This window comes from Candidatus Marivariicella framensis, assembly GCF_982709265.1.
Genome location: NZ_CEXPNT010000012.1, coordinates 22,634 through 41,442, shown reverse-complemented (window position 1 = coordinate 41,442; position 18,809 = coordinate 22,634). Strand labels below are relative to the sequence as shown.

Sequence of the window (18,809 nt, the reverse complement as noted above, 5' to 3'; positions counted from 1 at the left end):
CTAAAATTAATTATAAAACTATAAATACCTGAACTTACTGAAGAAGATGTAACTGAGGATTAGTTATCCAATATTATTGATTTATATTTAGCGGCATGTCTATCGTGTTCTCATAGGCCACTGTCGATATACACTCTTTCTTTAATAAATTTAACGTAACCTATTGAGTATTAATAAATTCAATAACTATGGAAACTTTAAACAAAAACTGGTTTACAATAACACTTGTTGCAATAATATTTGGATTACTTGGGTTTGTAATAGGAAGACAAGGGGAAGCAAGGCATCGTTCTTTACCAATGATACATTCAACTAATGGTATGATAAAAGGGGACATGAAAGATATGCATATGTATATGATGAAAGATCTTGCAGGAGATGTGGAATGGGACCAAGAAGATATAAAAATATTGAGAGAGGAAGAGGATGGTGAAGATGGAGAAAAAAGAATAAAAATAATAGTCAAGAAAAAAGAAGACTAAGCGACTCATTCTTAGATCAGGAAAAAACTGTCAAAAATGATCGAAAAATGAATTTAAAGAAGATTGATATTTCAATCACATTAATTTTTATTTCTGAATATTCATTCTATAATTTCGTAGTCAATACTTAGTTTTCGCAAAGATCTTAAAGCAGATCCAGAGTTTTTATCTTCCACCTCAATATATACAGCGTCCCCCTCTAAGAGTATATCCGTAAGGTCATTCGACAAGGATTCATCAATGTTAGATGAAACCTCTACAATACATTTGGATATTGCTCTTCTATCTGGCCTCTGAGCGCCACAAGACAATAAGTTTAATTTCATAATAATAATAATAATTTATTAATGCAATATACTAGAGTTGAGGTAAGTCTTGAGTATACTTGACAAATGAAAAAAATTTAATTATTACCTTCTTATTTGTTTTCAATCTTTGCTTTGATAAAAGTGATGATATTCCAAACATTCAAGAATGTCTTGTATGTGCCAGCTTAATTGAGACTATTGATGTCCTTTTACAGGAATTGAATTTGTCTAGGAACAACTGGAGAAAGTCTCACGACTGGAGCGACCACTACATTAACACTATTAGATATTCAAGCATAAGCTTCTTTTTTAATGTATTAGTAGCGTCTTGTTCAGTTGAATAGTATTTTCTTAAAAGAAAGAAATGCTAAACTTACTGATTTTGATATAACTAATCTGGACAAGTTCCCCATATTGGTCTGTTGTCTTCTGTAAGTGGAGAGTTAGTTGCAAAACTATCTGGTTCAGAACTAAAATTATTTACACACCAATTAGTCAGATCTTGATTGAACGAAGAGGCATTTAAAAACATACCTCTCATGATGCTTAAATTAGATGTGTCCCAAGAACCAATATCTTGATTAAATGAAGTGGCTCCTAAAAAAATATTACGCATGCTAATTACATTAGAGGTATTCCAATCTCCTATGTAATTGTTAAATAACTCAGCATCCTGAAAGAGACTATACATATTAGATACATTTGCAGTATCCCAACTTCCAATATCTTGATTGAATGAAGTAGCATCTCTAAACATATAAGCTATACTGACAACATTTGATGTATTCCAACTCCCAATATCTTGATTGAATGAATTAGCATTATAAAACATATTTTGCATGTTAGTAACACTTGAAGTGTTCCAGCTTCCTATATTTTGATTAAATGAAGTTGCACCACTAAACACATCTCGCATATTAGTAATATTAGAGGTGTCCCAACTCCCTATATTTTGATTAAATGAAGTTGCACCACTAAACATACCTTGCACATTATTCACATTTGAAGTGTCCCAAAAACGAATATCAGAATTAAACGAATTGTTGTTTTCAAAAAGCTCAGTCATATCAGTTACCTGAGTAGTACATAAATTAAAATTACTCGCTGCTATTTGAGCTACTATAGTTGAGTTATCAACCGCAGTATAGGTTACACCATTTATTACTTCTGTATCTCCCACTGTTGCATTAGTACATTTACAAGTACCATTCTCAAAATAAATCAGTACTTCTTCCACTATAACTGTTCTTGTTTCCGAAGTTAAGTTCCCCACAGAATCCAAAACAGAATACACTATAGTATATGTTCCAACATTAGAAGTGTCTACTGTTCCAGAGGTCGTCACTGAGGAAGTAAGATCACCATCATTATCTTTAGCAGTTGCGCCAGGATCTGTGAAGATATCACCTAGAGTAAGGTTAATAGTAGAAGAACCCGTTAATGTAATTATAGGTGGTAGATCTAAGCTTACAACTATAATTCTAATAATGGAGGAAAAATCACCATCACTATCTGTAACAGAATACACTATGGTATATGTCCCTGCAGTTGAAGTGTCTACTATCCCTGAGATTACAACCGAAGAAGTAAGATCACCGTCAGTAGCATCCGTTGCAGTAGCACCAGGTTCTATAAAAACACCTCCTATTTCAATATCAATTATAGAGTTACCGGTAAGTGTAATAACAGGAAGTGAATTCGAAATGGTTTCAGGTAATTCGAAAAGAGCATCTGATAAAGTGCGGTTAAAACAGCTACTAAGCATTAATATTAAAACAAAAAACCAAGACCTATTCATACTGTTAATTTAAAAATATCACACTCACTCCTGACATTAAGCCTCCGTGTTTGAATGAATATCCAATCTCAGGGACAATGCCAAACTTTCTATAAAGTATAACTGGATAGTTAACTGATGCTGAAAAATCAATTTCAGAATATTTATTCAGTGAATTTTCTGACGAATTAAATATATTGGAAGGGTCATTATAGTTGAACCCTTCTGCAATCTCAGAAGGAAGTTTATCGTTCATTAAGACACTATTCGAAGGACCATTTCTAAAACCCACACTTAATTTTAAATTAAAGTTATTATAAACGTTATAGCCTAAAGAAACCCAATAAGCTCTGGTAAGTGAAGAATAACTTCCATTAAAACCTCTAGGCTTCCATATAGCTCCGTTAGCATCAGCTTTTTTAAGATATAAATATTCATCTGTCATCTGAAATCCAATCAAGAAATTTTTTATATAAAAATCAACTATGAAATGATAAGCACCATCATTATATAAACCGTCAACCTTAGGACCATAATAGGGGTGTGGATATTTAATTTGACCCTGAAGCAGAACTCCAAAAGAAAAACCCTTAAAAGCTTGTGACTTGGTTGTTCTAAGTAAAACCACATTACTGTATTCTTTTTGAGAAAAAGTATAAAAAGAGACTAATAATAAGGCAAGAAAAAAAACTTTTTTCATAAAATTTAAAATCACTATTTCCTAATTTGACTATTTACCCTTATTGCTTTTGTAAACTCTTCTAAAACATCAGCCACAGAAGTTATAGATTCAATACTACCAACTCCTTTTCCTGCTTGCCAAAACTGAACAGAATCATCAAAAGCTGTTTTACTATAATTTTTAATTCCTTGACTCATCAAATACATACGAGCATATTTTTTCAATTTAGGTTGCCGCAACATAAAGTTGACGATTAGTCCAGTTCTTAGACCACCTCGCATAATGTCTTTTGTTTTGATAACAGAAGAATTGTTACCCGCAATTTTATTAGTCCAAACAATGTCATCTTCTGTAGATTTTACGATTGCCTGTTTGTAGCTTTCCGTTACTTTACATTCATGGGTTGCCAAAAATCTAGTTCCCATTTGCACACCCGCATACCCCATCTCTAAAGTTTTTTGAAAATCTTTCACATTACCAATACCACCAGCACAAATTAAAGGAATCCCAATATCATGTAATTCCTCTATAAATTTCTCTGCAGACTGTATCCCTGTTTGTCCACCTCCACGCCAATTAATACAATTCAATCCATCAACACCCGCATCTCGCATGGCTAAGGCTACTTTTTTATTGGGCACGTCATGGTATACTTTAATGCCATGCTGCTTTGCTGTTTTTACAATTTCATGTGGCTTTCCTAGAGAGGTCAAAAAGAATTTCACGCCCTCTTCAATAGAAATTTCCATCCACTTTTTCATCTGCTCATGATACTTTTTATTCGCACCTCCGAAAATTGTAAAATTAACTCCAAAAGGCTTTTTGGTCAATTTTTTAATCAATTGTAAGCCTTCTCTAAAATCATGTCCATAAAGAGAGGTTAGCGAAAGGGGCTGTACGACTCCAAAACCTCCAGAATCTGAAACGGCAGCAACTAATTCGGGATTGGAGCCTGGATACATTGGGCCACAAACTATAGGTATTTTTGCACCTATGTCTTCAAGGAATTGTTGAGTTGATTTTCTCATCATTATTTTCTTGTAATATTTAAATATAACAAGAAAGAAGGTACTATTAAACAATTTTTAGATTTGACTTAAATGAATTCCTATTAAAAAACACTATTGAGATTCTTCAATAAAACTTTCAAGTTTTTTCACCATATTAAAACTCCCACAGAAGAAAAGAATTCTTTGATGTAATCCGTTTGGATCAACATCTAATATTCGGTTAAATCCATCTGAAGCTCTTCCTCCAGATTGCTCAGCTATAAATGCCATAGGATTGCATTCATAAAGTAATCTAAGCTTTCCAACAGGGGATTTTTTACTGGTAGGGTACAAATAAATACCGCCTTTTATCAGGTTTCTGTGAAAATCAGACACCAATGAGACTATATATCTTGAAGTGTATGGTCTATCATCTTCTTCCATTCATTCACTTAAGACACCCCCCCCCTCAAACTTAATGAAGAAGATATGGGTCTTACTTAATTTATTAAGAAATGGTAATTCTGACCTCCCTAGTATTGTTCACAAATTTAAATAAAAACTAAATAAAACTCATATTAATTTTTGCTTAATGAAATATTAACTACACCATTAGGGTTGTTGTAATTTAGATAAGACTCACCAATATTATAATTATCTTTGAATATGGGGTTAACAAATAATGATATTTTTAAAAAACTTCGAGTAGCTCATAAGCTACGTGATGATCAAATTGTTGAAATTTGTAAATTAGTTGATTTTAGAATTTCCAAATCTGAACTTGGCGCGTTTTTCAGAAAAGAAAATCACACAAAGTATATGGAATGCGGTGATCAGGTTTTACGTAATTTCTTAAATGGTTTGATAATTCATTTAAGAGGGCCTTTGAAAAAAGAAGAAACTTCCTAAATATAATTAGTATGCTTAATAAAATTCACGCGCTATGGAACCCAGAGTGTTATCATGGATGGGGAAGAACAAAGCGTTTTTTTGAAGGCTGGTACTATAAACTTGTTAGTCATAATCAGCGTCAAGCATTAGCTATTATTCCAGGTATTGCTATGGATGAAAATGGACAAAAACAAGCATTTATTCAAGTATTAGATGGAAAGAATTTAAAAGGAGCGTATCACAAATTTGAAGCAAATAAATTTCAACCTACTCCAAAAAAACATGCATTAAAAATTCAAAATAATTTTTTTAGTGAAAACAAATTAGTTCTTGATTTACCAAATATTAAAGGAGAACTTTTTTTTGAAAATTTAACACCATGGTCAAATAGTTTTTTTTCACCTGGCATCATGGGCCCCTTTTCTTTTATCCCTTTTATGGAATGTTATCACGGTGTTTTAAGCATGAATCATAGCGTTAAAGGAAAATTATATTTAAACGGTGAAAGCCTCTCTTTCAATAAAGGAAAAGGGTATATGGAAAAAGATTGGGGACATTCTTTTCCGGAAGGTTATATTTGGATGCAGAGCAATCATTTTTCACAAAATGAAATATCTATCAAAGCTTCTGTAGCTAAAATACCATTTTTAAAAAGTGCTTTCATTGGTCATATAGCAGGCTTACTATTCAATGATCAACTCATCGAATTCACAACTTATAATAGAACAAAATTAACAAGTTGTAAAGTCACTCAAAAAAATGTTAAAATTGAGATGGAAAACTCTACATATATATTAAAGATAAATGCACAAAGAGAAAAAACAACCTCTTTGGCGGCTCCAATATCAGGCTTTATGAGTGGGCGCATAGAAGAAAGCATGAATTCTAAAATCCACATACATCTTTTAGATAAAAAAACTAACAAAACATTACTAAACGATACAGGCTCATCCGCTGCAATAGAAGTTGCGGGGGATTACAAATTACTCTTGAAATAAAAAAATGAACAATCGTGCAAATGATTTAATTCGAATTCGTCCTGATATCAAAAAGACAAAAAACTTTGATAAAATAAGTGAGCAAGAACATTTTCAAAACGAAACCCTTCGTCCTATTTTGAAATTACAAAACCCTCTATTAGTAGAAGTTTTTCGAAAATACATTGACACACACAAAGGAGTTTTTCTCGAATTGAGTAATGAAAATCGCTTGGATTATATCGAAAAAGCTTTATTCAAGGATCAAAAATTTCAAAATTATATAAAAGGAATAATCATCGGTCACTTTACAACAGATGAATATCTCAGCTATAGTCAAAACACTTCTGCGCTCAACAAACGAATTGTGAGTTTAGCAATTGAAAGACTTAAAGATCAAGCAAATCTTTTTTAGTATTTTTATATGTAGAGCTATGAAAAAGACATACCGTACTATTAATATAAACTCTGAGTCTTTATTTAAAGAAAAACAAAGTAAGTTTTTTGGCTTTGCATTTCCCGTCTCAGAAATTCAAGCCATTAAAAAACACATAGATAAACTCAAGAAAATACATCACACGGCTAGGCATTTTTGCTATGCATACCAAATTGGCATTACAAAAACGATCTATCGCTTAAATGATGATGGAGAACCTCGAAATACTGCTGGACTGCCAATATATGGGCAAATACAATCATTTGACCTTACAAACATTCTAATTGTTGTAGTAAGGTATTTTGGAGGAACTAAATTAGGAGTTGGAGGGCTAGTTTTAGCATATAAAGAATGTGCAAAATTGACCATAGTGGCAAATAAAATTATTACAAAAGAAATCACTATTCCAATCAAGATTAAGTTTGAGTATCCTTTAATGAATTCGGTTATGCGAATCATAAAAGAATATCATCTTGAAATTGAAAATCAAGAAATGCATACAAGTTGTATTTTTGAAATACTAACAACTAAGAAAAATAATGTCACAGTTAGTAATCAATTTAAACAAAATCCCGGAATTGAAATATTATAAAGTCAACTGAATATTAAAACAGGCTCTTAGCTTTCATGTTTATTTGTAAATCAATAGATTATTTTATAATTTGGTTAAATAGAAAATAGTTTTATTTGAAACATTGTTGGTAGGCTATTTACGTCGATAATAGTTTGCCTAATATGTTTTTCTGTTTAAAGAATAAGAAAGAAGGTAAAAAATGATTATTCTGGATTTAATGATGGGCGTCCAGGTGATGAAACATCTTAGATAGCTTGCAACTATTTTATCATAAACATCAACTTTGAGTACAAAAACAGTTTTAATAATTATTTTATTTTTTTGGGGGATTCCAAGCACCTATTTTAGAAGTAAATTTAGAAAAATCATTTATGAAACAAATGATTGGAAAATCAATATCAAACCTTTATTTAAAAAAGAAATTATAGGGTTGTTTTTAAATCTATATCCAGAAAACAAAGAATATATAAAAATTAGAAATTACTATAGGGCATACTTGTTAGTCTACTTTTTTATATTTGCGGTTTATTATTTCAATTAATTTTAATCATCCTATTGAAGCAAAATCTCTTGAATTAGTTTTAATTTTTTAATTTTAATATCATATCTGCAGCCTTTTCTGCAATCATTATTGAAGCAGCATTTGTGTTGCCAGACACAATTGTTGGCATTATTGAGGCATCTACAACCCTGAGTCCTCGTAAACCATGAACTTTTAATTCGTTGTCTACAACAGCCATCTTATCAACACCCATTTTACATGTGCCTACTGGATGATATACTGTTTCTAGAGATTTTTTTATATGTTCTACAATACCATTTTCTGATTTATCCTTAGGAAGGTTATTTTCTTTTCTATAAGGACTAAAGGCTTTGGAGCTTAATACATCAAGTGCCTTTTTGGTTCCAGCTACTAAGATTTTTAAATCCTCTTCATTTGAAAGAAAATTGGGTTGAATTACAGGGTCATCACTAAAGTTTTTAGATTTAAGACTCACATACCCTCGACTTTTTGGCTTAAGTAATGTAGGTGCAACTGTGTATCCATCTATTTTGGGATATGTTTTTGGATTATATACATCTGTTTCATAATCATTTCCGACATGAAGGGGGGAAAAATGAAATTGAAGATTTGGGGTAATCGAATCATGTACTGAAAAAAAGGCTGCTGCTTCTAGTATACTGCATGTCATAGGACCCTTTCTATTAATTAAATAATTTGCCATATCAATAAACTGATAAAGTGGTTTTAAGTGATGATTAAATCCTTGTTGTTTTTTGGAAATACTTGAAACCAAAACGATTAGATGATCTTGTAAATTTTTTCCAACACCAGGAAGTTCCTTTTTGACTTGGATTCCATGAACTTTTAACTCTTGGACGTCTCCAATACCTGATAACATTAGTGTTTGAGGGGATTGAAAAGCCCCCGCAGATAGAATTACTTCTTTTTTGGCAAACTCTTTTTGAATTTCACCTCTTTTAGTTTGATACTCAACTCCAACAGCTCTATTTCCTTTTATTAATATTTGTTTAGCACGAGTCCATGTTAGAACTTTTAGATTAGAGCGCTTCATTGCAGGTTTTAAAAATGCAGTTGCAGTACTATGGCGTTTCCCGTTTTTTATAGTAAACTGTAATAGACTGGCACCTTTCTGTTTTTTACCATTATAGTCTTTTGTTCTCGGAATCTCCATTTCAACACATGCATCTAAAAAAGCTTGAGCATAAGGTGTTTGAAAAGCTTTTGCGAAAGAGACATTTAACAAGCCGCTTTTTCCATGGTAAATATTATTAATATCTTCATTGTATTCAGACTTTTTAAAATAAGGAAGAACTTGATCATAGGACCACCCTTTATTTCCCAAACCTTCCCATTGGTCATAATCTGCTTTATTTCCTCTGACATATGCCATTGCATTAGTTGAGCTAGAGCCTCCTAGAGTCTTTCCTCTTGGTAAATAAAGTTTTCTGTTGTTGACATGTTTTTGTGGTTCAGTTGAAAAACCCCAATCAACTTTTGAGCGATGAAGATTACCATAGCCCGCAGGAATCCCTATTTCCATTTTGCTGTCAGGTCCTCCTGCTTCTATTAATAAAACTTCATTAGCAGGATTTTTAGAAAGTCTATTTGCTAATACACATCCTGCTGAACCGGCACCTATAATGATGTAATCGTATTTCCCCATTTCTTTGTTTTACTAATGGTATGTGCAAATATTATTTAATTCAATCTTTCAAGGTAAAAGATATAAAAATAGGCGCATGTTCTTAAGTTAGTTTAAGTATTTCTGATCAACAATATTTAAAATAATTTTTTAGTTTTACGGGTTGGATAGTAAATCAACTAATAATTATTGATCACTTCTTCATTTCATCACATTCAATTTTATATCTTTCTAATGTTTAATGGAAGAAAAAAAAGCTAAAAACAAGAAAATTAATCTAGGTGGATCTTATAAATTTAAGATTGCCAAGAAGTATAGTAAACCTAAAAGAAAAGGAGATAAAATTGCTAATAGAAGAAAGAAAAAATAGTTTATCTATTACTAAAGTCAAGAATTACAAATAATTTTAATGTTTATAAAAAAAGCCTATCATTTAAATGATAGGCTTTTTTTGTAAAGGCATGTTTAGCAATTTATTATGCTACTTTCACGTTTATTGCGCTAGGTCCTTTTTCAGTTGACTCTAGTTCGTAACTTACTTTGTCTCCTTCTGTGATGTCATCAATTAGATTGTTTGCATGCACAAAAACATCTTTTTCTCCTGAATCAGGAGTGATGAATCCAAAGCCTTTATTGTTGTTAAAAAATTTTACTGTTCCGTTATTCATTATTATATATTTTATTTTATGAACTGCAAATATAGAACTTTTTAATTTTGTTAGTAATTTTATGCAAAAAATTATAAAAATGCTTGTCTTTAATTGACTATTTTAGTTAAATGATCTTCTTTTTTACTGGAATTGATTACGCTGCTTTTGCTTTGTGGATTTTAATCAGTATTGTATTGTCTTATTTTTTTGTTCAAAAACTTAATTTTTTTGGAGGCGGCAGGAAAACTCAAAAAATACTTACAATAGGTTTAATTTCAGGGCATTTATTATACTTAATCTGGAAAAGTGTTTGGTTGTTTATTGTTAGTCTTTTTCTAAAATAAAAAGAATCCTTAAAGAATTTTTTAAAATTGATTAAAATAGTATATTCCTTTGCTAAACTTTCAAGTTATGACTTGATATAAATTTATTTTATTAAGATAAAATAACCAAGTTGAAACCCTCCGAAAGTTTTTTATGCAGCTATGGCTATAAACATTATAAGCCTTATAGCGCTTGCTATTTATCTTTGGAATAATCCGTAAAAAGTATTACCGTAAATAAAACATTATTATTTATTACTAGCTTCTAATTGGTGAAAGCCATATAAAACCCCTCCATTTATAAGAAATATTACAATCATTAAGGCTATCGTTAGTGCAGGATCAACTAGGTTTCTAATTTTTTAAACAGTAAAGGCACATAGTTCTAAAGACAAGATAATTAGCAAGCTATTCATTAATATTTTTGTGAATATAATTCATAAACAAACATTATTCTTAAATATTTAGATTTATGATTCAACTCTTAATTATAATTTGTAAAAAAGAACAGTTGACCAAATATTCTTGTGTAAGAAGCTGTTTTCTTTCACAATAGAATTTCGCTGAAAGCCACTTAGTAAATTTAATTTATTTGATATTTTTTGTTGAAAACCAAAAAATGTCCAATTTTGATTATATTGATATGGGAAGCTTTTTTCAATTAACAAGAAGACTTCATTAAAAACTATAAAACTTGAAGAAAGTGAACTAGTTTCTGATGTTAGTGGTAGCTGAAAACCGGCCCGAAAACGTATCCTTGATCCAAATTCTTTTGATATATTTTTTCTTTTTTTCCATCGTTGTTCAAGCCTAACCCATCCAAAATACTTACTTTGCTTAACAGGAAATGAAAAACTAAACTGTTGCCAAATATTATTTTCAATCAAACGACCACCTGCCACATTAGTTGAAAGAAAGGATACGCCTGAAGAAAAATTTGAATATTGATTGAGCTTAAAAATGATTGAAGGTCGAATTAAATACTGATCTTTTTCAGCAAAGAATTTTTTTGTTCTTACATGTGATTCTAAGCGAATAGTTTTACTAGAAGTAAGAGTGTAGTCCGAAAACAATGCTTTCCAAGCGTTGTCCTGTCGCTCTTGAGCTTTTATTTGAAAGTAAAACATTGTAATTAAACAGAAACAGGCGGTTAAGCTAAATTTTTTCATTGTTAAAGTAAGAGCTCTGATTAGATTTAATATTTTAAAGTGTTATGATATTCAAAATTAATAGAAAAACCCATCCATTACTAAATAAAAAGTTCAATTAAAATTATAGAATGAAGATGTCTGCTAAAAATAACACTAATGCCACATTGGGATGATTACATTCCTTCAATTAAAAAATTCATAAAATCACTTCATAAATTGTAAATTTTTAACTTTTTTTATGAAATATATTTTTCAAAGTAAATGTATCGTATTTAGTATTTTAATACCATTAGGAATGTTTATTTACTGTATTGATAAAAAATTAAGTCAAGATTTTGATGAGGGAGCAACATCTTCTGATCATTTTTACATTATTGGACTACTTATTTTTGTAGTTTCTATATTATTGGCTGTAATTTTGAATATTCATAATAACTCTAAATAAAAATTGATATAATGAAATGGTATATTAAAAATAGGTTGATAATTTGGACTGTAGTTGCTGTTTATCTTATATACAGGTTACTTGTAACTATTGAGTTTTAGTTTAAAAAAAACTTCATGAAGTATCTTTTAAAGTATGTTGGTGTTTCACTTGTTGTAATAAGTATAGTTTTAGCGTTATTTGATTTTTTATTAGAGAACAAAGAAATATTATTTGTGATAGGAATAATCTTAATTGGAGGTTCTTATTTCATTAATAATAAGAAGTAAATTTTAAAATGAATATTTTATTTATAATGTTAGCTCAATGAAAAAAGAATTAAAAGAGATGTCTATTGAAAAAATTGATAGAATTATAGAAATGGCATGGGAAGACAGAACGCCTTTTGATGCTGTTTTGTCTCAGTTTGGACTAAAAGAACAAGACGTAATTAAGCTAATGCGGAACGAATTAAAGCCAAAGAGTTTTAGATTATGGCGTGAAAGGGTTCAGGGAAGAAAAACCAAGCATCTTAAAATGAGAGAAGCTAATACTGACCGATTTAAATGTTCTCGACAAAGATCTATTTCAAATAATAAGGTGTCAAAACGATAAGCTTTATAGGTTGTATTTTATGATTCTAACTATTTTTTTAATTTAATAAAGGTCTCCATTTGTTTCGGCAAGTTTTTTAACCTTTACGGCTGTGCCAAGAGATACGCCTGATAGTTCGGCGGATTTACGTATGCTTTCTCCTTTTTTTAGTTCCAAAAGACAATTTTTATTTTTCTCTTTGTTAATAAAATCACTATAATTTAATTTTGGCTTATTACCACCATTTTTTTTGTAAACTCCTTTTGATTTAGCAGAATAGATGCCTTGTTTTTGTTTTTCAAGTTTTACTTTTTCTTCATGTTGATAGATGGAAACCATCATATTAACTAGAGTAAGTAAAGTATTATTTTTGCTACCGTCTGTGTTTATTGTTTCTAAATTTTCTTTTTCAGCTTTAACATTAACATTAAGATCAGTTAATATTTTTATTGTTTTTAAAATATCAAGACCGTTTTTTCCTAGATAGGTAATTGATTTCACCAAAAGAGTATCAATTTCTCCTGAGGATCCAAGTCTTATTATGTTTTTACCAAACTCTCTGTCCTGAAAATCTATTCTGCTACTGCATTTATCTACAACCTCTAAATATCTAATGCCCTCAGGAGTATGTTTTATTCTTTGTCTAGAGCTGTTGGGGTCAGAAATTTCAAGCTTGATATATTTTACTGCTTTCAAATTGAGATTTTATTTAAAGATATAATAAATTAGTACACTATGAAAATATATGTAATATTTTAATAGTGTACTAATTAAATGTTATAAATTATAACAATTTAAATATTTATTTATTTTATGTATTAATTTTATTATGTTATAATTTATAACATAATTTAATAAGGAAATAATCCGACCCAGTTTCCAGGAGGACTATATCTGGCTACTACATATTCTTTTCCTGAAGTACTTCTCGCTGTTGCCATCCCGACTTCAGTTGTTGAGCTCCATATCATTTGTGTATAATGCCCAATCATTACTGATGCGTTTAAAGGAGAGCTGATTTCTGCATATGTATAATCATTGATTTCATTGTGCCATGCAGTTGAAGCGGCTTTTCCAGGATTTATCGTTATTGGGACTCTATAGTATAAATTTTCTCCTTGGCCAGGCCTACTGTCATTTGAGGAGTGATACATTTCATCTTTTTCTGCCATATTTTTTGCCCATTCTAATGCATCTTCAGACAAACTATTTGACCAAGTAAGATTAGGGACACCAACTTCTGATCTTGCATCATTATGAACTTTTAACGCCAAAGAGATATCCTCTTCTGACAAAAGAGAACCATCAATAGGAGAGAAATCTTTTGAGCAATTAATATTAAAAACAAGGATTAATAAAGCGAGCATAGAGTTAATTTTTACGTTTTTGAATCTCATAAAGGGAAGATAACTTATTAAACATATAACAATAAAACTGTAAAACCAAAAACAGAATACTTCAAAACTAAAGCTATAAATATACATCGCTATAATATCTTCAATAAAAAACCATCTATAGTTTTATAATAAAAAATAGGTGATAGAATTATAAGAATAACATAGGTTACTCTAGCAATAATTTTATTTTTAATAGGTAAATAACTAACCCCCCCCCTTTTTTCAACCTTAATTTTAATTGAAAAATTCAATAACTTCATCAACCCACATTGAATACATCAAAGCGCTTGGATGAAGTCCATCAGAAGCTAAAAGTCCATCAATTAAATTAACTTTTCTTGAAATATCTGTTATATAATAATATTTCACTCCTTTTTCTAAACAGGTCTTCTCTACTAATCTATTATAGTTATCAATTTCTTCACTAATTTTAGTGATTTCTTTTAGTTCAGCAAACGGAGTAACTCCCCAATCTGGTATTGATAAAACAAAAACTTTATCACTTCTTCCTCTAGCAAAATTTATAGATTTATCGATTAAAATATTTAGCTCTTCTTCAAAGACTCTAATATCTAGTTCTCTGTATTGATTATTTACACCTATTAATAATGAGACATAATCATAATCAGTATTAATAGTTGTTTTATTAATTTTCTCGATCAATTCATTGGTTGTATACCCTGTTTTAGCAACTATTTTAGTTTCAATAGAGTAATTATAGAATTTTTCAAGTCTCTGGGATAGTTGATTTGGCCAACTGTCTTTTACTTCAACGTTTTCTCCAATTGTATAACTGTCTCCAAGGGCAAGGTATTTGATATCATCAGGACTCTTAGAACATCCTTCAATTATAAAAAATGAAAATAAAATTAAAAACGATTTAGAATAATTTTTCATTTTATAATTGAGGTACTTATATAATCTATTTTATCTTTAAGAATATAATCAAGTTCGGTAACTTTGTTTTTTGAATGTGTCCATAGCTCAATAAAAACTGAGTTGTAGGTGTTAATAATTGTTGGGTGATGATTTAATGACTCTGCTTCATGACCTATTTTATTTATAAAAATTAACGATTCATTAAAATCTTTAAACTTGAATTCTTTTACAAGCTTATTGTCTTTTATTATCCAGTTATTCATATTTTCTAAATTATTTAATTCCTGTTAAAATAAGTGTTCCAGCCCATTCCCTTTTTTTACCAAACCTCCATGAAGTAACATTTTTGAAGCCAGCTTGATTAAAAAATTTTATCCACTCATTTTCTGTAAATAGTTTCATAATTGAGACTCCGCATTCATCAGGCCAAGAATGTGAAATAGTATTTTCAAAATAGAAGTCTATTCCAATGATTAACCTCCCATTGTCTTTTAACCAATTTGAATAAATATAACTGATTAATTTATCAGGTCTTTCGAAATAATAAAAAACTTCCATTGAATGAACTATATCTACCTTATTTTTAGGCACCCAACTATTTAAGTCTTCACATACATAATTATTAAACGCATCTAATTTTTTTGCTTTAGTTATCATTTTTAATGATCCGTCAATTCCTATTGCACTTGAGCACTTAGAGGATTTAGAAATATTTCGTACAACCCAACCATTTCCACATCCAGCATCTATAAAACTGAAGTTTTCTTGATCCTTAGTTGCATAATCGACCATATTATTTACAGACTTACTATGTCCGCTTTCCATTCCTAAATCTTTACCATTTTCAACCCAATCACTAAAAACTTCTATGGGAGTCTTTTTCATATAAATATTTTTTTAAATGTATATAATTAATTCAGATTTTTATAATTTTAGATTAAATGATAAAAGATTAAAAATGGATATACTTAACGGTCTATTAGGCAAAGAATACGATGAAATGTTTTTTTCATCGACAGACATATATTCTCAGCTTTTAAATGATAAAGGAATACTTGTTTTTAAAGATTTCATATCTAAAAACATTCTTAAAAAAATGGTTTTTGAGGCTAATTCATTAAAGTCAGGAGCATATAATAGTAGCTCAGAGTATAATGTTTATGTTAAACCGACAGATTTATCATATGACATTAATAGTGCTAGAAATAGAATAATGAAGACTACAAAAAAGTGTGCGCCAAATGATTTAATTTCAGATCAATCATATCTAATGCAGATATATAATTCACCCAAAATTCAAAAGTTTTTTTCTTCTTTACTGGGAGTTTCAGATCTTTATCCCTATAGTGATGATTTGTCGAGTGTTAACATTAACTACTACGAATCTGGAGATGCACTTGGTTGGCACTTTGACAACTCTGATTTTACTATAACTTTACTTATTAAGAATTGTAGTAAAGGAGGAGTATATCAGTACTTTACTGATATGCGTTATAAAAAAGATGGATCAGAGAATTATCAATTAGTTGAGGATATCCTTGATGATAAAATCCCACCAAATGTTCAACCAGCCTGTGAAGGTGATCTTATGATTTTCAAAGGAAATAAATCATTACATAGAGTAAGCAACATTTTGGATGGAGAAAGAATACTAGTTACATTTAATTACAACAATCAAGAAGGGGTGAGTCTTTCAGAGCAATCAAGAAAAACTTTTTTTGGAAGAATTACTTAGATATAATTAAATGAAAAGATTTAAAATAATAATTAAATCTATAACCACTATAGCAGTTGTGGCATCTTTAATTTTTGTTGGGGCTTAAATTAATCAGTAAACAGAAGTTCAAACAAAGTAAACAAAATCGGACTTTTTGAAGAAGAGGCTTGACAAGCCTATAGAAGACTTATTAAAAAAACTTTTAATAAGGATTCAAAATACACAGAAATGTGGAGTAATAATAAAGAAAGCTTTAGCTTTTCATTTCAAAAAGAAATTGAATTAGAAACTAAAATTTAATAGCTAACTCATTGATTAATAACATATATAATTAACAGTCCTGTAAAATTTTTGTAAGTTTGTAACTTATATAAAACATTTAAAAATGAAAAAAATATTTAGTGTATTAACGTTAGCTTCTTTTATTTTAAGCTCATGTAATACTAATGTAGAAACAAAAGTTGAAATAGGAGGCCCTTCTTCTGAGGATAAAGCCGCTTTTGAAAAACAAATTGAAACATTTAGTGCTTATAGAAAAGCTTTCAACGAAGAAAATATAGAAGATTTAATGGGTACAATGGCAGATTCGTTAAAGTGGAGTCCTCCTGCATATAATGGAAATGAAATTCTTGGATATGAGGATGTTAAAGCCACTTTTCAGTCATATTTTGATCAATTTGACAACATAACTTTTGCTGAAGGTCAAGGGTTAGTTAATAAAGGTGCACCTGCATATTGGGCTGGTTCAACTTTTTCATCAGGAGAAGGAGAGCAAGGAGCATCTTCAAAACCAAATATTATGAGAATATATGGAACATGGTCAGGAATTCACACAGAGTCTGGGGCTAAGGTTTACAATAAATGGTACGGAGTTTTAAATTTTAACTCTGATGGAAAAATCGCAGACTTATCAGACTGGATGGACGTAAGTGGAATGCAAGGTCAGATTGAAAAACATATGGCAAATAAATAGAAAATATAGTCTATAATGATATAAACCAGGTCTAATTTAAATTAGACCTGGTTTTTTATGAGTAGCCCCGACAGGAATCGAACCTGTATCTAAAGTTTAGGAAACTTTTGTTCTATCCTTTGAACTACGGGGCCTTTTAAATTATAAGGTTGTAGTTTACAAATAAAAACTCGCCTAAATTAATTGTTAAATTCGAGACTAAGGCAATAATTAAATTAAAAACAACGTCTAATTTTTTATTTGTATATTTAGTTAAACAACTAATAATCAAATAGATGAAATCATGTAATTGTGAATGTGCGCCATGCTCAATTGGAGATTGCTCACATTGCACTTGTGAAGATTGTAATTGCTCAGCGTGTTCTTGTCACTAAGCATGTAATTGAAATAAATTATGCAACTGCACCCTGTGGCGCCCAATGAGAACATGACATTTTGGGAGCTGCTTTTTTAGGATTTGCACAAGTTGGGGCTTCGTATCGAACACAAGTAAAGCAACTCGGGTCATTCTTAATTGCAGCTTTCATGTTAAAACTATTACATGTATATGCTGGATTAACAGAAACCATATGTATCTTACAGACATTGTTTGATTGAAGATTTTCACAGTTTGAACAACTATTTCCGATTCTTATAGACATTTATATTTATATTTAATAAACTAAAAGTAGTTTTGATTCGGATTAGAAACAATATAAATAGACGTAATACAGTATTTTATATTTAGACCATTTAAAAATAAGGTAATTTCCCTCATATTATTTTCACTTTAAAATCAAAGTTAACTCACCATGATAGATAACAGTAAAACTCAAACCAATAAATCTCAAACAGAAATAACTCCTGAGGATGCGATAAATTTGTTAAAAAAAGGAAATAATCGATTCTTAAAAAATAAATTTTTAAATAGAGATTATAAAGAGCAAATTTCTAACTCATCGAATGGACAGCATCCTTTCGCAATTGTTTTAAGCTGTATTGACTCCAGAGTTCCTGTGGAAATTATTTTTGATCAGGGTATAGGAGATCTTTTTAGCGTTAGAGTTGCAGGAAATGTAGTAAGTAAAGACGTCTTAGGGAGTGTTGAATATGCCTGTAAATATGCTGGAGTTAAATTAATAGTTGTTCTTGGTCATACTTCTTGTGGAGCTGTTAAAGGAGCATGTGATGGTCTAGAGGATGGAAACTTAACACATTTACTAAAAAAAATTAAACCAGCAATAGATACTACAAAAACAGAAACTAGTGAAAACAGAGATTCTAGTAATATTAACTTTGTAAATACTGTAGCTAATAATAATCTATTTCAATCAATGAATGACATTAGATCACAGAGCCCTATTTTAAAAAAAATGATTAAATCTAATAAAATTTTAATGTGCTCAGCTATGTATAGTGTAGAAACAGGAACTATTAA

At 30.1% G+C, this 18,809-nt stretch carries 24 protein-coding genes, 1 tRNA gene and 1 pseudogene; 11 read left to right on the top strand and 15 right to left on the bottom strand.

Translation table 11 applies throughout. The features are described 5' to 3' along the window. Positions 1-188 precede the first annotated feature (188 nt). A complete protein-coding gene (locus AC34EU_RS05730; RefSeq protein WP_487534228.1) occupies positions 189-482 on the top strand; it encodes a hypothetical protein in 294 nt (97 codons plus the stop codon). Positions 483-583: 101 nt separating this feature from the next. On the opposite strand, the gene AC34EU_RS05725 is transcribed toward AC34EU_RS05730, so the two are convergent. The 5 genes and pseudogenes from AC34EU_RS05725 to AC34EU_RS05705 all read right to left on the bottom strand — a co-directional run. Then, positions 584-808: a hypothetical protein gene (locus AC34EU_RS05725; protein WP_487534229.1), complete on the bottom strand. Its 225-nt coding sequence runs from the start codon at positions 806-808 to the stop codon at positions 584-586. Between the two features lie 373 nt (positions 809-1,181). After that, entirely contained in the window at positions 1,182-2,588 is a 1,407-nt protein-coding gene (locus tag AC34EU_RS05720; protein ID WP_487534230.1) for a BspA family leucine-rich repeat surface protein, read from the bottom strand. A gap of 4 nt (positions 2,589-2,592) precedes the next feature. Next, complete coding sequence (locus AC34EU_RS05715; RefSeq protein WP_487534231.1) at positions 2,593-3,267, bottom strand: hypothetical protein; 675 nt, start codon at positions 3,265-3,267, stop codon at positions 2,593-2,595. 14 nt (positions 3,268-3,281) lie between these two features. Continuing rightward, complete coding sequence (locus tag AC34EU_RS05710; RefSeq protein WP_487534232.1) at positions 3,282-4,280, bottom strand: NAD(P)H-dependent flavin oxidoreductase; 999 nt, start codon at positions 4,278-4,280, stop codon at positions 3,282-3,284. 90 nt (positions 4,281-4,370) lie between these two features. After that, positions 4,371-4,679: pseudogene (locus AC34EU_RS05705) on the bottom strand (class 1 fructose-bisphosphatase); the annotation flags it as partial. A gap of 225 nt (positions 4,680-4,904) precedes the next feature. Here AC34EU_RS05705 and AC34EU_RS05700 point away from each other — a divergent pair. Genes AC34EU_RS05700 through AC34EU_RS05685 form a run of 4 tightly spaced genes read left to right on the top strand, consistent with a single transcriptional unit; the run spans position 4,905 to position 7,134 of the window. Beyond that, positions 4,905-5,147 (top strand): DUF1456 family protein, encoded by a 243-nt coding sequence (locus tag AC34EU_RS05700; RefSeq protein WP_487534233.1) that lies wholly within the window; start codon positions 4,905-4,907, stop codon positions 5,145-5,147. 11 nt (positions 5,148-5,158) lie between these two features. Then, a complete protein-coding gene (locus AC34EU_RS05695) occupies positions 5,159-6,127 on the top strand; it encodes a tocopherol cyclase family protein (protein ID WP_487534234.1) in 969 nt (322 codons plus the stop codon). Between the two features lie 4 nt (positions 6,128-6,131). Then, a complete protein-coding gene (locus AC34EU_RS05690) occupies positions 6,132-6,521 on the top strand; it encodes a glyoxalase (RefSeq protein ID WP_487534235.1) in 390 nt (129 codons plus the stop codon). A 19-nt stretch (positions 6,522-6,540) separates the two neighbouring features. Continuing rightward, positions 6,541-7,134, top strand: coding sequence for an IMPACT family protein (locus AC34EU_RS05685; protein ID WP_487534236.1), 594 nt, complete (start codon positions 6,541-6,543; stop codon positions 7,132-7,134). Positions 7,135-7,697: 563 nt separating this feature from the next. On the opposite strand, the gene AC34EU_RS05680 is transcribed toward AC34EU_RS05685, so the two are convergent. The 3 genes from AC34EU_RS05680 to AC34EU_RS05670 all read right to left on the bottom strand — a co-directional run bounded on the left by AC34EU_RS05680 (position 7,698) and on the right by AC34EU_RS05670 (position 11,426). Further along, a complete protein-coding gene (locus AC34EU_RS05680; RefSeq protein ID WP_487534237.1) occupies positions 7,698-9,305 on the bottom strand; it encodes a GMC family oxidoreductase in 1,608 nt (535 codons plus the stop codon). 455 nt (positions 9,306-9,760) lie between these two features. Beyond that, positions 9,761-9,952, bottom strand: coding sequence for a cold-shock protein (locus tag AC34EU_RS05675; RefSeq protein WP_487534238.1), 192 nt, complete (start codon positions 9,950-9,952; stop codon positions 9,761-9,763). A 793-nt stretch (positions 9,953-10,745) separates the two neighbouring features. Then, on the bottom strand, positions 10,746-11,426 hold the full coding sequence (locus AC34EU_RS05670; RefSeq protein ID WP_487534239.1) for a DUF2490 domain-containing protein: 681 nt from the start codon (positions 11,424-11,426) through the stop codon (positions 10,746-10,748). Positions 11,427-11,646: 220 nt separating this feature from the next. On the opposite strand from AC34EU_RS05670, the gene AC34EU_RS05665 reads away from it, so the two are divergent. From AC34EU_RS05665 to AC34EU_RS05655, 3 genes are all read left to right on the top strand, one after another. Further along, on the top strand, positions 11,647-11,853 hold the full coding sequence (locus tag AC34EU_RS05665; RefSeq protein ID WP_487534240.1) for a hypothetical protein: 207 nt from the start codon (positions 11,647-11,649) through the stop codon (positions 11,851-11,853). Between the two features lie 116 nt (positions 11,854-11,969). Then, entirely contained in the window at positions 11,970-12,122 is a 153-nt protein-coding gene (locus AC34EU_RS05660) for a hypothetical protein (protein ID WP_487534241.1), read from the top strand. Positions 12,123-12,159: 37 nt separating this feature from the next. Then, positions 12,160-12,447 (top strand): TIGR03643 family protein, encoded by a 288-nt coding sequence (locus tag AC34EU_RS05655; protein ID WP_487534242.1) that lies wholly within the window; start codon positions 12,160-12,162, stop codon positions 12,445-12,447. A gap of 42 nt (positions 12,448-12,489) precedes the next feature. Here the strand turns inward: AC34EU_RS05655 and AC34EU_RS05650 are convergent, their stop codons facing one another. The 5 genes from AC34EU_RS05650 to AC34EU_RS05630 all read right to left on the bottom strand — a co-directional run bounded on the left by AC34EU_RS05650 (position 12,490) and on the right by AC34EU_RS05630 (position 15,587). Next, positions 12,490-13,122 carry a recombinase family protein gene (locus AC34EU_RS05650; RefSeq protein ID WP_489696102.1) on the bottom strand — a complete coding sequence of 211 codons (633 nt, stop codon included), beginning with the start codon at positions 13,120-13,122 and terminating at the stop codon, positions 12,490-12,492. A 155-nt stretch (positions 13,123-13,277) separates the two neighbouring features. Beyond that, a complete protein-coding gene (locus AC34EU_RS05645) occupies positions 13,278-13,793 on the bottom strand; it encodes a CAP family protein (protein ID WP_487534244.1) in 516 nt (171 codons plus the stop codon). Positions 13,794-14,057: 264 nt separating this feature from the next. Continuing rightward, positions 14,058-14,720 carry an SGNH/GDSL hydrolase family protein gene (locus AC34EU_RS05640; RefSeq protein ID WP_487534245.1) on the bottom strand — a complete coding sequence of 221 codons (663 nt, stop codon included), beginning with the start codon at positions 14,718-14,720 and terminating at the stop codon, positions 14,058-14,060. Continuing rightward, a complete protein-coding gene (locus AC34EU_RS05635) occupies positions 14,717-14,965 on the bottom strand; it encodes a 4a-hydroxytetrahydrobiopterin dehydratase (RefSeq protein WP_489696101.1) in 249 nt (82 codons plus the stop codon). Before AC34EU_RS05635 ends, AC34EU_RS05640 begins: the two co-directional genes overlap by 4 nt. Before the next feature lie 10 nt (positions 14,966-14,975). Beyond that, on the bottom strand, positions 14,976-15,587 hold the full coding sequence (locus AC34EU_RS05630; RefSeq protein ID WP_487534420.1) for a class I SAM-dependent methyltransferase: 612 nt from the start codon (positions 15,585-15,587) through the stop codon (positions 14,976-14,978). Positions 15,588-15,603: 16 nt separating this feature from the next. Between AC34EU_RS05630 and AC34EU_RS05625 the strand changes: the two genes are divergently transcribed. Together AC34EU_RS05625 and AC34EU_RS05620 are read left to right on the top strand one after the other, a co-directional pair. Beyond that, positions 15,604-16,437 carry a HalD/BesD family halogenase gene (locus tag AC34EU_RS05625; protein ID WP_489696100.1) on the top strand — a complete coding sequence of 278 codons (834 nt, stop codon included), beginning with the start codon at positions 15,604-15,606 and terminating at the stop codon, positions 16,435-16,437. 367 nt (positions 16,438-16,804) lie between these two features. Then, the gene (locus AC34EU_RS05620) at positions 16,805-17,392 is read left to right on the top strand and encodes a nuclear transport factor 2-like protein (protein ID WP_487534422.1); all 588 of its coding nucleotides are present in this window, start codon (positions 16,805-16,807) and stop codon (positions 17,390-17,392) included. 62 nt (positions 17,393-17,454) lie between these two features. Here the strand turns inward: AC34EU_RS05620 and AC34EU_RS05615 are convergent. Beyond that, a tRNA-Arg gene (locus AC34EU_RS05615) sits at positions 17,455-17,526 on the bottom strand. A gap of 258 nt (positions 17,527-17,784) precedes the next feature. Next, a complete protein-coding gene (locus AC34EU_RS05610) occupies positions 17,785-18,033 on the bottom strand; it encodes a hypothetical protein (protein WP_487534423.1) in 249 nt (82 codons plus the stop codon). A gap of 150 nt (positions 18,034-18,183) precedes the next feature. Between AC34EU_RS05610 and AC34EU_RS05605 the strand changes: the two genes are divergently transcribed. Continuing rightward, positions 18,184-18,809, top strand: a 626-nt coding sequence (locus AC34EU_RS05605) for a carbonic anhydrase family protein (RefSeq protein ID WP_487534424.1), incomplete at its 3' end; no start/stop codon positions are given.

Bases quoted from the DNA above. Each gene is read 5' to 3' on its own strand.
- AC34EU_RS05730 (WP_487534228.1), top strand. From the start codon at position 189: ATGGAAACTTTAAACAAAAACTGGTTTACAATAACACTTGTTGCAATA.
- AC34EU_RS05725 (WP_487534229.1), bottom strand. From the start codon at position 808: ATGAAATTAAACTTATTGTCTTGTGGCGCTCAGAGGCCAGATAGAAGA.
- AC34EU_RS05720 (WP_487534230.1), bottom strand. From the start codon at position 2,588: ATGAATAGGTCTTGGTTTTTTGTTTTAATATTAATGCTTAGTAGCTGT.
- AC34EU_RS05715 (WP_487534231.1), bottom strand. From the start codon at position 3,267: ATGAAAAAAGTTTTTTTTCTTGCCTTATTATTAGTCTCTTTTTATACT.
- AC34EU_RS05710 (WP_487534232.1), bottom strand. From the start codon at position 4,280: ATGATGAGAAAATCAACTCAACAATTCCTTGAAGACATAGGTGCAAAA.
- AC34EU_RS05700 (WP_487534233.1), top strand. From the start codon at position 4,905: ATGGGGTTAACAAATAATGATATTTTTAAAAAACTTCGAGTAGCTCAT.
- AC34EU_RS05695 (WP_487534234.1), top strand. From the start codon at position 5,159: ATGCTTAATAAAATTCACGCGCTATGGAACCCAGAGTGTTATCATGGA.
- AC34EU_RS05690 (WP_487534235.1), top strand. From the start codon at position 6,132: ATGAACAATCGTGCAAATGATTTAATTCGAATTCGTCCTGATATCAAA.
- AC34EU_RS05685 (WP_487534236.1), top strand. From the start codon at position 6,541: ATGAAAAAGACATACCGTACTATTAATATAAACTCTGAGTCTTTATTT.
- AC34EU_RS05680 (WP_487534237.1), bottom strand. From the start codon at position 9,305: ATGGGGAAATACGATTACATCATTATAGGTGCCGGTTCAGCAGGATGT.
- AC34EU_RS05675 (WP_487534238.1), bottom strand. From the start codon at position 9,952: ATGAATAACGGAACAGTAAAATTTTTTAACAACAATAAAGGCTTTGGA.
- AC34EU_RS05670 (WP_487534239.1), bottom strand. From the start codon at position 11,426: ATGAAAAAATTTAGCTTAACCGCCTGTTTCTGTTTAATTACAATGTTT.
- AC34EU_RS05665 (WP_487534240.1), top strand. From the start codon at position 11,647: ATGAAATATATTTTTCAAAGTAAATGTATCGTATTTAGTATTTTAATA.
- AC34EU_RS05660 (WP_487534241.1), top strand. From the start codon at position 11,970: ATGAAGTATCTTTTAAAGTATGTTGGTGTTTCACTTGTTGTAATAAGT.
- AC34EU_RS05655 (WP_487534242.1), top strand. From the start codon at position 12,160: ATGAAAAAAGAATTAAAAGAGATGTCTATTGAAAAAATTGATAGAATT.
- AC34EU_RS05645 (WP_487534244.1), bottom strand. From the start codon at position 13,793: ATGCTCGCTTTATTAATCCTTGTTTTTAATATTAATTGCTCAAAAGAT.
- AC34EU_RS05640 (WP_487534245.1), bottom strand. From the start codon at position 14,720: ATGAAAAATTATTCTAAATCGTTTTTAATTTTATTTTCATTTTTTATA.
- AC34EU_RS05635 (WP_489696101.1), bottom strand. From the start codon at position 14,965: ATGAATAACTGGATAATAAAAGACAATAAGCTTGTAAAAGAATTCAAG.
- AC34EU_RS05630 (WP_487534420.1), bottom strand. From the start codon at position 15,587: ATGAAAAAGACTCCCATAGAAGTTTTTAGTGATTGGGTTGAAAATGGT.
- AC34EU_RS05625 (WP_489696100.1), top strand. From the start codon at position 15,604: ATGTATATAATTAATTCAGATTTTTATAATTTTAGATTAAATGATAAA.
- AC34EU_RS05620 (WP_487534422.1), top strand. From the start codon at position 16,805: ATGAAAAAAATATTTAGTGTATTAACGTTAGCTTCTTTTATTTTAAGC.
- AC34EU_RS05610 (WP_487534423.1), bottom strand. From the start codon at position 18,033: ATGTCTATAAGAATCGGAAATAGTTGTTCAAACTGTGAAAATCTTCAA.